Annotated in this window: 12 protein-coding genes; 2 read left to right on the top strand and 10 right to left on the bottom strand. The window is 42.7% G+C overall.

What is annotated here, in order from left to right:
- Positions 1-191: 191 nt before the first annotated feature.
- From MTBBW1_RS12455 to MTBBW1_RS12410, 10 genes are all read right to left on the bottom strand, one after another.
- Complete coding sequence (locus tag MTBBW1_RS12455; protein WP_080804097.1) at positions 192-1703, bottom strand: PAS domain-containing sensor histidine kinase; 1512 nt, start codon at positions 1701-1703, stop codon at positions 192-194.
- 3 nt (positions 1704-1706) lie between these two features.
- A complete protein-coding gene (locus MTBBW1_RS12450) occupies positions 1707-2294 on the bottom strand; it encodes a hypothetical protein (protein WP_186441242.1) in 588 nt (195 codons plus the stop codon).
- Positions 2295-2313: 19 nt separating this feature from the next.
- Positions 2314-2847, bottom strand: a complete 534-nt coding sequence (locus tag MTBBW1_RS12445) for a hypothetical protein (RefSeq protein WP_139786757.1) — start codon at positions 2845-2847, stop codon at positions 2314-2316.
- 244 nt (positions 2848-3091) lie between these two features.
- Positions 3092-4405: a sulfite exporter TauE/SafE family protein gene (locus tag MTBBW1_RS12440; RefSeq protein WP_245809365.1), complete on the bottom strand. Its 1314-nt coding sequence runs from the start codon at positions 4403-4405 to the stop codon at positions 3092-3094.
- Between the two features lie 143 nt (positions 4406-4548).
- Positions 4549-5325, bottom strand: a complete 777-nt coding sequence (locus tag MTBBW1_RS12435; RefSeq protein ID WP_245809364.1) for a 2Fe-2S iron-sulfur cluster-binding protein — start codon at positions 5323-5325, stop codon at positions 4549-4551.
- Between the two features lie 90 nt (positions 5326-5415).
- Complete coding sequence (locus MTBBW1_RS12430; RefSeq protein WP_080804093.1) at positions 5416-5865, bottom strand: CBS domain-containing protein; 450 nt, start codon at positions 5863-5865, stop codon at positions 5416-5418.
- A gap of 152 nt (positions 5866-6017) precedes the next feature.
- Positions 6018-6227, bottom strand: coding sequence for a hypothetical protein (locus tag MTBBW1_RS12425; protein ID WP_080804091.1), 210 nt, complete (start codon positions 6225-6227; stop codon positions 6018-6020).
- A 309-nt stretch (positions 6228-6536) separates the two neighbouring features.
- Positions 6537-8900, bottom strand: a complete 2364-nt coding sequence (locus MTBBW1_RS29540; protein ID WP_080804088.1) for an FAD-dependent oxidoreductase — start codon at positions 8898-8900, stop codon at positions 6537-6539.
- A 78-nt stretch (positions 8901-8978) separates the two neighbouring features.
- A complete protein-coding gene (locus MTBBW1_RS12415; protein WP_080804086.1) occupies positions 8979-9494 on the bottom strand; it encodes a 4Fe-4S dicluster domain-containing protein in 516 nt (171 codons plus the stop codon).
- Positions 9495-9768: 274 nt separating this feature from the next.
- Positions 9769-11856, bottom strand: coding sequence for a molybdopterin-dependent oxidoreductase (locus MTBBW1_RS12410; protein ID WP_080804084.1), 2088 nt, complete (start codon positions 11854-11856; stop codon positions 9769-9771).
- Positions 11857-12474: 618 nt separating this feature from the next.
- Here MTBBW1_RS12410 and MTBBW1_RS12405 point away from each other — a divergent pair.
- Together MTBBW1_RS12405 and MTBBW1_RS12400 are read left to right on the top strand one after the other, a co-directional pair.
- Positions 12475-12879 carry a hypothetical protein gene (locus MTBBW1_RS12405; RefSeq protein WP_080804082.1) on the top strand — a complete coding sequence of 135 codons (405 nt, stop codon included), beginning with the start codon at positions 12475-12477 and terminating at the stop codon, positions 12877-12879.
- On the top strand, positions 12876-14162 hold the full coding sequence (locus MTBBW1_RS12400) for an acyltransferase family protein (RefSeq protein WP_080804080.1): 1287 nt from the start codon (positions 12876-12878) through the stop codon (positions 14160-14162). The genes MTBBW1_RS12405 and MTBBW1_RS12400 overlap by 4 nt, the downstream gene beginning before the upstream one ends.
- The last annotated feature ends 200 nt before the right edge of the window (positions 14163-14362 follow it).

Genomic DNA, 14362 nt, shown 5'->3' with positions numbered 1-14362 from the left:
TACTCAAAATCGACATCTTATTGCTTTTTTAGAAGTTATTGCAGTTGTCTGAACCAGGATAACCAGGATGGATAGGATGCTCAGGATAGATAATCCTGCCTTATCCTGTTAATCTTGGGAATCCTGATTCAGACAGTGTTGACAAGGCTTACAAGATCATAGGTGTCGATTTTGAGTAAATATGGTATCCTCTAATTTCCGGCAAACAGAGGCAACACCACCCTGAAAAGAGATCCCTCATTTTCAAGGCTCTCGACCTCAATTCTACCACCATGTTTCTTGATAATTCCATAGCTAACAGAGAGCCCAAGGCCTGTGCCCTGCCCCACAGGTTTTGTGGTAAAAAAAGGATCAAAGATTCTTGCAAGATTATCCCGACTGATTCCTCGTCCATTATCCCTGACACCAACTTCGACCTCAGATTTATCATTCAGGGAGCTTGTCATCTCAATCTGCCCATCTTTATCCACTGCATGGCAGGCATTGATCATAAGATTTATGAGCACTTGACGAAACTCCTGCTCATTTCCCATAACCACAAGCGGAGGCTCAGAGGAAAGAGTAAGTTTTACATCAATTTTCCTGAAATCGGAATGATTTCGCAAAAATTTGGCAACATCATCCACAACCTGGTTCATGTTAATTCTGCCCTGGGTGACAGAACCCTTGCGAGAGAAGGCGAGCATATCCGACACAACTGTCTTGCAGTTTTTGACATGGCGTTCTATCACCTTGAGATCATCATGGATATGGGGGCACTCTTTTTCCACCCTTTTATCCTTGAGCATAAGCTGGGTATAACCCAGAATCACTCCAAGCGGATTGTTGATCTCATGTGCAACGCCTGCTGAAAGCTCTCCAAGGGCGGCAAGCTTGTCAGCCTGGGCTATCTGCTGCTCCATCTCTTTTTTTTCATTGATGTTCTTTATGATAAAATGAAATGTTTTTTCACATCCAAATGCACCATAATCAACACCGCCTGTAATTATTACATAGACAGATAGCCCGTTGGAGCGCAAAAAATAGGTCTCTTCATTAAGGATATATTCATGCTGCTCAATAAGGCCACGGATACGGCTCCACTCATCCTTTGATGCAAAAAGGCGATCCATGGTGCAGTTGTTTACAAGCATTACATCACGCTGATAGCCTGTCATTTTTTCGCCGGCAGGATTTATCTGCAAAATTTTCCATCTGCTGTCAGTTACAAGAATAGTATCTAAGGACTGCTGAAATATCCGGCGGCACTTATGCTCGGATGTGGTAAGCATTTCAGTGCGTTCCACCACTTTTTGTTCAAGGGTCTGATTGAGCTGGATAAGTTTTAGATGTGTATCTTTCAACGCTTTTTCACTGGATAGAATTTTCATGTTAATCTTCCAGTTCTGGTTGAAAAAAAGCGTTATTGAACCCACAATCATGAAAGAGACCGTATTTATGGTGCCGCTGTAGGGACTTATGGATGCCCACATCCCTGAATAGCCTGTCAGTATAAGGATCTGCCGGAAAATATGCCCAAAAGATCGTGAAAGTGCAAAGATTGTCAATCCTGAACACAACCACACAAGATATAAAAAAATAACATTATCCGGTTCTTTAGCTTTAAGACTTTTGGCATTTCCAAGGGAGAGAACAGCAAAAAGAATCATGCCAAGGGAGCCGACCACATCCACGGCAAGTATCGGGAAATAGGATGCTGTCATGTTTCAGCTCCTCAAATTTTCGGTTTTTTGGGGATCTTTATCTTGAAAAAACATTCCGTTTTCATGATCTAAGGTTGCCGAAACCCCAACCGGCAATGGCAGTTTAGAAGGTAAGTGATCGTTACTATCAACCGGAGATAATGGTTCTTGTTCATTTTGCTTCAACAAAAGAGCAAGCCCCCGCCACAGAAAAATCATTCCTGGTAGGCATAAAAGGTGGTCAAGCCTCAAAAAATAGTAAAACATGGCAAGCTGGGATGAGCTTTTGGACAGATCAAATTCTATCTCCCAGATTGAACGAATATGGGGAATCACAATATGGGTCTGGTTGTCAAGGAAATGAACAGTAAGGGCATCAAGATTCCACAACACAAAGAAAAGAGCAGAAAACTGAATATATCTCCAACCTTTTTCATCGTGGAGTTGCTTTCCCTGAATGGTGAAATAGAGTATAACCATTGAGAAGAGAAAAAACAGATGGCCGAGCTGATGAACGAGAACACCTTCAGATGAGCTGTGCATCTGTGTGGCAAAAGCAGGGACAGGCAAAAAAAAGAGACAGCAGAAGAGGCAGCAAAATATCAAGCCCACTGTGCATCTTAGCAAATCACTACCCATCAAAATTTTCAGATAACTTCTGCGTTGAAACCCAGCTCTTTTTGACATGTCCCAACCCAATTCGCAGAAATATATAAAAGAGAATAAAAGGAGCAAGAAAACTCAAGTCAAGGCCACCAGCCCAACCTGGTAAAACAAAGCGCAACTCCCCAAACCTTGAATCCAGCCATGCCGCAGCAAAAAAAGCAGGCCAAAGGGCAGCCATTCCCATTGCCATCAAAAGGAAAAAAGATTTTCCATAGGCTTCGTTGGCAAGTTTGTTGATGCCGTGCCATGCTGTTTCATCTCCGGCCTGCTTGGCTTTCATGGATTGCTCATGGTAATAGATTGTCTCCTCAAGGTTCTCGGAAACAGCCTTGCGGTTAATCCTTCCGGCAACCATCATTGTCAACTCCCCAATAACAACAGACCATACAGCAAGGCAAAATGTTCCAAAAAACCAGCCTGTCATGGGATTGTCAAAAAATCGGTAAGGAAAAATTAACACCGGATCAATGGTCTTTAAAATGAGATGTGCAGAATCCATAATTGCTCCAATTAAGAAATCAGACTTAAAAAAAGTTGCCCACTGACTCACCCCCCTCTCCATGACTGGAGAGGGAGGGATGATTTTGCCGTTAAATTAGGGGCATCCTTCATATGAACCCAACAGAACTTTACACTTTGTTGTGAGAGATTCCCACCACTCAGAGCTTTCTCTCAGGAAAGTGTAAACTGGGAAATGAAGCATGCCAAATTAGGCAATTAAAGTTTTAATATCTTGCTGCCAATTAGAATGGCGGCAAGAGGCTGTATCCCAGAAAGCCCTTGGAAGTGTAACGAATACCAACATAAAAGGCAAGGACGATAAATATTATCTTCAGTACTTTTTCAGGGATATATTTTGATGTTCTTGGGCCGATCATGGAACCGATGAAAATACCTACAAGCTCAGCACCTATAAATGCCCAGGAGATGACAACGCCCTTACCAACCATGTAAGAGAATATGGAGACTATCATGCCCACAAGTACGCAAAGAGCAGATGTTCCGGCAACCAGAAACATGGGAAGTCCTGCCACAGATGTAAGGAACGGTACATAAAGAAAGCCTCCGCCCACACCAAGGAAGGATGCAAGAGCTGCTATGGTGATACCGCCAAGCATGGGCACATACGCCTTGAAGCTGAACTCCTGTCCAAAGAATGTAAACCGGATTGTGCCGATCATGAATGTCAAGGCCCATCCCACAATGACCAGAATATAGGCAACCCATCTTGCCACAGGTATAAGGTTGATCCAGAGAGCTGATGCCACAACTGTTACAAGGGCAATCCACATGAATGTCCAGGAGCCTTCAACAATCTTTACGCCCTGATCAGAAGTATCTGTCTTTTCCCTTGCTGCCTTTTCAAATGCCTGTGCAGCAGCTTTTGCCTGTTTTTTTCCGGCAGCACCCTTTGGTGTCATTTCATATACAAGGAAAAATCCAAGCACAAAAACAATAAGACCAAAATAGCCGATGTAGTCCTTAAGGGAGACCTTTCCGGCAGTCAATTCCGGAACGAGCCATGAGCCTCCCACACCACCTATGGCAAGACAGATACCAAGGGGAGCCACAAGACGCCCCATACGATAGTAGTTAAAGGAAGTGATAACACCACTCAATCCCACAAGCCACTGGTTAGATACTCGAATGGAGTCTGTAATAAGATTGTTTACAGGATTGCCCTTTCCAAAGGATTTGGCATAATCAGCAAGACCAAAGATGGTGATGTGCCCCACACCGGCCATGATGCCTCCAAATGCTCCGACAGTTGAAAAGATCCAGCCAACCCAGATCGCCCACAGAAAACCAAGTAAAAGACTTGGGTTGGGTGCCCCGGGAATCCCGAGAAATCCGGTTGGCTCTCCAGGTTTTATGGTAGCCTGGGTTTTTGCCGCAAATGCCTCATCTTCAAGACTCTTTTCAATTGCTGTTTTCATCTTTTCCGGCATATCCGGAGTTGTAAGTTCAGCTCCTGTCTGAGCCAGTGCCATTGTGACAAAAGAGAGCAGAATCATCAAGGCAGTTGCAAGATAAAATTTGGATTGATTAATCATCATTTCACTCCTTTTCCTAAAAATATTTAAGGTTTTATGGTTAATAGTGACAAAAAAATTAAAAACTAATTAAACGGGCATGATTGCGTATCAATCGCCCCCAAGTATAAAAATGAGAGTATTTCAAAAAGGGTACACTCTTTTGATTACCTTGTTTTTACGTTTGCTGTTTTTGTCTTGTCAGAAAGCAGCTTTACGCATGTTTTGCAAAACCTGTGTTCAACCTTTACATGGGGATGGTCAGAAGTTGCAGATGCCACATGATCAAGAAAATCCGAAGTAACATACATCTGACCGCACCCTTCACATCTGACCAAAGGCAATTTACCAATGGTCTCTCCCCTGATGGATACTGTTCTTACACCATCTTTATCTTCCACATGTATGAGGCGGGTTGGGCACAAATTTGCACAAGTACCGCAACCAAGGCATCTGCCAGGCTGGGGCATTACAAAACGTTTTTCTCCGACAGTCTCCATCTTCAATGCCCTGGCACCAATAACATCATTGCAGACCCTTATACAGAGCCGACATCTGATACAGCCATCTGCCGGTGGAATAACATCTACATTGAAATCTGCTGCAATCTGACGTATGCGAAAGGAGTCCGGAGCCATCTGAAGCAGTTTATTAAATGCCTTTACTCTAGCCTGCTGTACTGCTTCTGTTGCTGTCTGGATTACAAGCCCCTGCTTAACCTTCAAAATACATGAAAGCATAATAACTGACTTGCCTGAGCGGGAAGCAACCTCAACTCCACACAACTTGCATGACCCCGAAGGTTTCAATGCCGGATGAAAACAGAGATGCGGAATCCTGATCCCATGTTCCCTTGCAACCTGCAGAACACTTTGCCCCTCTTTTGCCATGATGGTTGTATCATCTACTGTTATCTCAACCATGTTTATATCTCTGGCCATCATTAAAGCTCCCGGATAATTTCCCCATGTTATAGCTAAAAAAATACTGAACTCCGATTTTTGAACACTGAACTCCAATTTTTGAAGTGTTCATCAATCATTAACTGCATCCTGAAGATCTGAAACATAATCCTGCAGGTAATGAAGTTCCTGGGTGAGAGCACCTACATGGGATTTCACAAGCTCCTCAATGGAGAGAATTCCACGGATCTCTCCACCTGAAACCACCGGCAGATGGCGAATTCCAGCCTTTATCATCATTGCCATTGCATCCTTTATCTCATCCTCAGGCTCTGCAACAACAAGGCGGCTGGACATAACCTTTTCAAGCGCAATCTCCTTTACAGGGGTATCTGGAAATATCACATGGCATCGAAGCAGATCCCTCTCTGTAAATATTCCGGCAATGCTCTTACCATCCATGACCAATAAACCTGATACATGATATGCCGACATAATCTTAAGGGCATCAGCCACTGTCTGACAGCAATCCAGAGAATGTACCTGCTGTTTCTCATTCAGAAGCAAATCTTTTACAAGCATTACAGCCACCTCATTAAAATCATCTTTATCACCTTTCCAAGTGCCATTTAATTCAACACATCATAAATAAAATGCCAATTCATAAAACAAATGTTCCTTTTTTTGCATATCCAGCGTACCGAGTCCAATTTTTAGAGACTGTCTGAAGTTCATCATTCAATTGTTTTTAGACAATCCTGGGGAAGACGGTGGGTTCCCATGCCCTGGAGACTTACCTCAATCAATGCATCAGGATCGTTGATAGCTGTATCCGGATCAGTGACCATACCGTGGATACCTATAAAATCGTCCATATAGGACTCCCATGCCTCATCTTCCGATTTCCGGAATACCTCTATCTTCTGACCTCTGCGAAACTGCATGGCATTCCCTCCTTGTTCCATAAAGATATTTAAAAATAACTCTATCCGTCTTCAGTTTGTAATATACCATGACTATAAACGGACATGACTGCGATGCAATCCCCCCAAATATGAAAATATATATCCATTTTCACGATAAAGAGGGGAGTGCATTGCCAAAGCTAAAAATTGGGGTTAGGTTAATTGTAGAGACAAGGCATGCCTTGTCTCTACGTTGCAGATAGCCCTAAAATTAAGCGTTGCAGATAACCCTAAATTAAGTATTGACAGTGCAGGAGTCTGGGGTAGTTATTTCAGACTTATTTCTGATTACACAAAACTTGCAGGAAGCTTTTTTCCTTTTCCATTTCCTGGAGAATCCACATTGAAACCGGCAGTCTGCTCCCTTGCACAACTGCTGCAAAGGCGCCTGCCCTGCCCAACCTTACCTGCTACACCCGCAGTTTTGCTTTCCACATAATCAAGATACTTGGCAGGGCCAAGAACTGCATTGCAGTTGTCACAATAAAGCAGTTTCTGCCGGTTCAATATGGTTCCACACAATTTTAGAAGACGTTCGTCATTTCTCTCTTCAATGACAATTGCCCCGTTAGGACAGTTGGCCGCACATGCGCCGCAGGTGATGCAGGTTTCAGCAGTCTTTCTGAAATCGCTCTCTCCTGGATGGTCAAAATCCATATATCCAAAATGCAGTGCCCCGATTCCCATCTTGTCACGGCAGACATCCACACACTTTCCACACCTTCGGCATATGTCACAGCGAAGACATCGCCTTGCCTCTTCCCTTACCATGTTTTCGGTATAACCAAGTTCTGCCTGCTGAAACGTGACACGACGGCGATCAATATTGAGCATTGGCATTTCCGGGCGCTTCAAAACCATTCTGGTGCTTGCCGGCATCTCAATTGGAATCTCCCTTCTATACCTTGTCGGCACGCTGGGAATCCTTGGCTGGGGCATATTGTTAAAGTAGCGATCAATTGCCTCTGCCGCACGCTTGCCGCCACCTATGGCCTCAATAACCGTTGCCGGGCCTGTAACAGCATCACCGGCTGCAAAGACACCTGGTTCGCCTGTCTCCATGCATGCATGCCTCACCTCAATGGTTCCGCGACGGGTCCATTTGACGCCTGAAAAATCCTTTATCTCATCTACATCAACATATTGACCAATGGCACTGATAACTGCGTCCACATCCATGATATAATCACTGCCCTCAACAGGGACAGGATACATCCGGTCGCTTCCCTCTTTTTTAACAAGCTCTCCGCGAACACATGCAAGGCCGGTTACCTTACCTGCAAGGTTTTCATTAGCGCCAGAATTTCCACTTCTGGTTCCATTTGCCCCATACTCACCGACAGAAGAGACTTTATCTTGAAGTTTACCTTCCCCATTCTCTAACGGTTCATCGCCACAAATCTCGGTTGGAATGGTCAAAAATGAGAACTCGACGCCCTCTTCTTCTGCATGTTCAACCTCTTCAATATCTGCCGGCATTTCAGATCTCGTTCTTCGATATGCAATGGTTACCGACTCAGCTCCAAGCCTCAAAGATGTACGGGCAGCATCAATGGCCACATTTCCACCACCGATTACCACAACTTTTCGGCCCGGAACCTTTCTGTCTCCAAGTGCAACCCTTCTTAAAAATGAGACAGCATCATAAACACCCCTGCCGAAATACCTCTCTTCTCCTTCAAGGCCAAGCGTGTATGCCTTATGCGCTCCAATTGCTATGAAAAAAGCTTCAAACCCCTCTTTTTTAAGAGAATCAAGAGTTATATCTTTGCCAAATCGGGTATTAAAACAAAACTCAACACCAAGGGACTCTATCATGGCAACTTCCCTGTCAATTACCTCCCTTGGGAGACGATACCTTGGAATACCCACCATGAGCATACCGCCAGGCACCGGAAGAGCCTCAAGAACCCTCACCTGATATCCCATAAGGGCAAGATAATAGGAAGCAGACAACCCAGCAGGCCCTGCACCAACAACACAAACCTTTTTACCATTTAGGGGCTTACACGGTGGATTGACATACTTTCCGTGGGACATTGCCCTTTCGGCTGCAAATGCCTTTAGAAACTTTATAGATACAGGTGTATCAATGCGTCCACGAACACACATCATCTCACAGGGACGGGTGCAGACAAGACCGCATACCCATGGCAGAGGATTATCTCTTCTTATAACCTCTATGGCCTCATCATCCCTGCCATCTGCGATAAGACTTAAATAGGTGGGAACATCGATTCCAGCGGGACACGCCATCTGACATGGAGATGGCGCAAGGCGGATACAGTCCATTGATGCGCAGTTTCCGGTCTCAAGATGGCTTTGAAAGATTTCTCTCTCCTTTAAAAGCACAGATTTAAGATACTCTCCAAGCTGAACACCAGACACTCCAAAGCCTCTTGAAGAAGGGAGATCAGATTCAGATGCAATGGGGGAAGTTGCTCCATTTTTTCCTGAATTTTCGAAATACTCTTCCACAAGGGCATCAATGGCAAAAAGATGATCGCTGCCTGCGTGACCGTTGGAAATCTCCTCAAGCAACTTGAGAATATGCTCTGATATACGTCTTATTCTGGGCTCTTTGATATTCCCGGAATCTATCTGCTCCGAAAGATAGAGAATAGTTCCATGGACAGGGCAAATTTCAGCCATGTCACCTCCTTAAAATTTGTTGTATTCCACTGCTGCCTGCATGCAGACACGATCTTGCATGTATGGGTAACAAGGAGATTAAAACGCTGAATTTTCAAGGGAAGCTATATATTTTGCATGTCGCTCCCTTCTTATCTGGGTCATATCTTCCACTCTTCCAAACTTCAGGCAATTGGTGGTGCAGGTGGAGACACATGCAGGCTCAAGCCCCTGATCAAGGCGATCCTTGCAGTAATCGCACTTTTCCACCTTGCCTGTGTTTTGGTTCCACTGGGGAGCACCCCAGGGGCATGCGGAAATGCAGGTTTTGCATCCCACACACAAATCCTTGTCCACAAAGACTATGCCATCTCTGCTTCTCTGCTGCATGGCACCAGTGGGGCATGCTGCAACGCACCAGGGATTTTCGCAATGGAAACAGGACATAAAAATAAATGATGCCCTGGGCACTTCTCCAATAAACTTTGGTCCCACCTGAATAATCTGACAAAGACGGGGGCCAGGCGGCAGTTCTTTATTATTTTTGCACTGAATTTCACAGGTACTGCATCCAATGCATTTCTTGACATCCTGAAACAGGTAATATTTACTCATCCAAGAGCCTCCGGAATGATTTTAAGACAACAGCAAAGCTGCTGATTTTGTGTTATTCTTTTACCGTGGAAATGGATACAAATTTCCATATTCGGGGGTGGCTGAATGCCGCCATGATCGTTTACCATGAAAATGACTATCATTTTTACATTTGGGCAGTGATAGATACGTAATCATGCACGATTACAAGAAATCCTTCATAAGATACTGATATATCATCATTTTCACACTTCGTTTTGACAAATGAATCTCTCATGTCCGTTATCAAGTTTAATCAACCGATTTTTGAGACAGAGACAAAATGCTCCTGACAGGCCACAGCACCACCTGCAGGATCCCATACATCCATACCCCTAAGCATGAAACGGTTGTCAGCAAGGCCCTTGCCAAATGCCCGACTCTCCACCGGCAGTTTATGGCCAAAGCCATGAATCACAAATACAGCCTCCGGATGAATGGCATCTGTCAGCTTTGTCTTGATGGTCTCACGATGACCATTCTGACCGACTTCAACATATTCTCCATCACTTATTTTCAATTTTTCAGCAGCCTTACGGTTAATCCAGAGGGTATTTTCAGGCATCTGCTCAAACAACATTGGGTTATTTACTGTATGCCCCTGTGTATGCACAGCGCATCTTCCAAAGGTGAGACGAAACTGGCCTTCAGGCGGAGACATGGGCGACTCATATGGTTTCAGTGAAGGTAGATTGCATGATTCAAGTTTTTTAGAAATTATCTCCATCTTGCCGCTCTCTGTCTTGAACTTGAACTCCCCGAACTTCTTGTATATTGGCTCATCTGCAATGGAGACAATGCCTGAATCCCTGAAATCCTCAATGGCCATTCCGGTTCCTTCAAGCTGAAAATTCCAGAGTTCCTCAACAGAATCAAAGACAAGCTCAGGTAATCCCATTCTCTTTGCAAGGCCGCTAATAATTTCCCAGTCAGCACGCGAGTCATACCTTGGCTCAACAGAACGCTGACGCACAAAGAAATAGGGTTTCAAAGAATTTTTGGTGGCAATAATACTCTCCCTTTCAAGATAGGGAGAAAGTGGCAGAACAACATCTGAATACCATGCAGTATCAGACCAGCTAAAGGTTACAGAGACAAGAAGATCAAGCTTATCCCATATCTTTTTCATATGATCAGGATCAGGAAAAGCCATAAGAGGGTCATGTCGATATGCGATGTAACCTTTTACAGGGTATGGATCAGAAGTCTCCATTGCCTTATAGAGAAGATGGGCAAGGCCCGGACCATCCTCAAACTGGGGATATTTCCATCCCACGCCATCAGCTCTTTTCTCTTTGGGTTTTGGATAGATATCCATGAAACTTTTAAGGCCCTTGCGCCCGACATCACCGGGTTTGCTTACAAAGGGAAGGCCTCCTTTGGCACCATAGGAGCCAAGAAGAGCATTGATGATATAGATGGTGCGGGAGACATAGAAGGAGTCTTTGTAGCGTGCGGTCATCCAGCCAGGATGCCAGATCACGGAAGGTTGTGCTGCTGCAAGCTCATCCACAAACGCCATAAGATCAGTTGCAGGAATACCTGTCTCCTTTTCAGCCCACTCCGGTGTATATGGCCTTACAAACTCTTCAAGTGCACCAAGATTGTCTATGTAATGACGTACAAATTCTGCATTATAGAGTTTTCTTTTCAGCAACCTGTTTATTACGGCAAGATTAAAGGCATAATCGGTTCCCGGACGGATCTGCATGTAACGGCTTGCCTTGGTTGCAGAGACATTGGCTCTTATATCTATAACTGTCAATTTACAACCTGCTTCAAGGGCATCGGTAAGATCATTGACCTCCTGTACATTTATGGCCTCAAAGATATTTCTCAACTGCAACACAACATGACGGGCATTCTTCAGATCATACTCAACAGCCTTTCGACCCATGTTTGTTAATGAAAGGGCAGAGTGCTGTACATTTCTGGCGCATGAAGAGTCGTGATTGCAATAGTTTGGTGTACCGATGCCTCTTAAAAATGCACGATGGAAATCTCTAAACGGGCCTCCCCTGTCTGTCAGGGCTATGGCTCTGGCTCCATATTCTTCACTGATGCGATTCAGACCATCTGCCACATAGTCAAGGGCTTCATCCCAGGTTGCCTTTCGCCACTTTCCCTCACCTCTTTCTCCGGTACGAATGAGGGGTGTCTGGGGACGTTCATCATCGTTAATCAGAGCCTTTCCGGCAGCACCTCTCGGGCAGACAGCCCCTTTCATTGAAGGAAAGTGAGGGTTACCCTCAATAAAGGCTATCTGTCCATCTTTAACACTCACTTTAATGGGGCATCTTACCGTACACATGCCGCAGATACTGTAAGCAACTTTTTCTGTCATTGTCTCTTCCCTTTGCCTTTCCAGTGTCGTTTTTCATTTTTTAAGTTATGATTATTTTAAATTATGATTATCCTTTTAAAAATTCGTTTTAAGTATTTCCATATCAGCAAGGTACATGCCACTGTTATGAAAATCACATCTAAAGAAAATTAACCATTTGATTTTATAGAAAATTATTTTCATTTATACAGCATTGTCAGGTAATGCCCTGACATAAATTCCAATCTATCAAGCGCAATAAAAAAAATGCACATGCAACTTTTTTATTGCACACATCAAGAGATCTCTAAAAACACCGCAATATTTTTACTGCACAACAAGTTGACAAAATTCAACAAAAAAAATCTGTGCTGTGATGAAAAAAGTAAACAAAAACGACTTAATGTTATCTTAAAAGACACATAATATATCAAAAGTTATGCATACAGGATAAAAATGATTAAAAAAGTCAACAGAAATATTTTTACTTGAATAGTGTGATATGTTATTTTTTACAGCTATCGTATGATATAACGTACATGGCTGATGACCGCCACAATCGAAGAGATGAAAGTCGTTTTAAAAACAGGCTTTTACCGAGACTTTCATATAAAAAAATCAACAAAAAGGAGATTTAAAATGGGTGCAGGTGGCACAACAGGCGGGGCAGGACGATTTTTTCTTGGATTTATAATGATGTGTGCAGGTTTTTACATGCTGCTTAATGCCATAACAGTAAGATCAGGATTTCACCTTGGACTTGGCATATACAGATTTGGTGTAATGGGGAGTTCTTTCAGCATAACAAGTGGAATGATTCTCATCCCATTTATTCTGGGCATCGGAATGATATTTTACAACTCCAAAAATTATATTGGATGGGCTGTGGCCCTGGGTTCACTTGCTTCCCTTATTTTTGGAGTGATCTCAACATTGAGAATCGGTTTCAGAAGCATGACAGCCTTTGATCTAATTGTAATTATTATACTCTCCTTCGGAGGCACTGGACTTTTTCTAAGCTCTTTGAGAGAAAGCAAAAAATGATTGCACAAGATGCTGGCCCAAAAGATAGCAACTCCGTGACACCTTATAATGGAGACACCTATTACATGCACTACATGAAGGTGCTGGGAATAATATACCTGTTGATCTGGCATACAGGCTTTGGGATTATGAAGATAAATGTTTTTGCAATATCATTTTTTTTGCAGATGTTTGTCTTCATATCCGGTTACTTCTATAATGATAAATATTCAGATAATCCCCTCCTTTTCATAAAAAAACGTATAATATCCCTCTATATCCCTCTTATTACATACTGTTCAATATTTCTCTGTCTCAATAATGTTTTTGTAAATTTACACATCTATAAAGAGACACAGTTTATTCCATGGGAGAGATTTGGAGCTTATCTCTACCAGATTATGAGACTTCAGCCCAATCTTCAAATGGCAGGGGCAATGTGGTATGTCTGCGCCATATTTCTGGCAGCAATTCTTTTCTGCCTTGTAAGTTCAATCCTGAAAAAAATTGCACAATTTAACAAATCAATAAAGAAAGTTCCAAAGAACTCGATAGAAAATACTTTAAACAACCCGACAGACAATACTTTAAACAACCCGATAGACAATACTTTAAATAACCCGATAGACAATACTTTAAATAACCCTACAGTCAATACTTTTAACAAATCTTCCCAACCAATAGAATCCATAAGATTTTTCATTGTTATTTCACTGTTTTTATATGGCAACTACCTGGGATTTATAAAAGTCACCTTGCAATCTTTTTTTGATATCTCTCTTGTTTTTGTACTTTTTTTCTATTCAGGGTACATCTATCGAAAATATGAAAACAGAATACCCATCAATATATATATGGCTTTGTCATCTCTCTTTACACTTATGCTATGCACAAAATATGGCTACCCTGTTATAGTTAACAGAAGTTATATTAATCCGCCTTTTCTTTTAATTTGCGGCTTGGCAGGAACATATTTAAATATATACATTGCAAAGAAAGCTCCCGTGATAAGAAACATAAAATTGTCAAGATTCATAGAGTATGCAGGAAAAAATACCATGGCAATACTGGCTCTCCATTTTCTGGCATTCAAACCTGTATCTCTTCTTCTGATTTACTTTTACCATCTCCCCCTCCATGAACTTGCTTCATTTCCAGTTATCAAATATGCAAGTCTCTACCATCGCATAGTCTATATCGCCGCCGGCATTATATTACCTTTATCTGCTAAATACCTGTTTGACATTGTACGTTTCAAAATAAAATTATTTTTTGCAACAAAATCAGCCAGATCATGGCAGTAGAGTCCTGTGGAGAAAAGATAAAGGTAATAATTCGGCATGCTTAATTTACCATTACAGTTTTAAACTCTCCAGAGGATCATCCTTTATTTTAAGGATTCTTTCTCAAAAAAAGGTAAAATACGTTGATGTGATATGGGGGATGCTAATAACGTACATGGCGGATTACCGCCACAATCGAAGGGATGAAAGTCATTTTCAAA

It is taken from the genome of Desulfamplus magnetovallimortis (assembly GCF_900170035.1).
Classification (GTDB): domain Bacteria; phylum Desulfobacterota; class Desulfobacteria; order Desulfobacterales; family Desulfobacteraceae; genus Desulfamplus; species Desulfamplus magnetovallimortis.
Note: the sequence above shows the minus strand (reverse complement) of the source record. Positions and strands in the feature narration are given on the sequence as shown.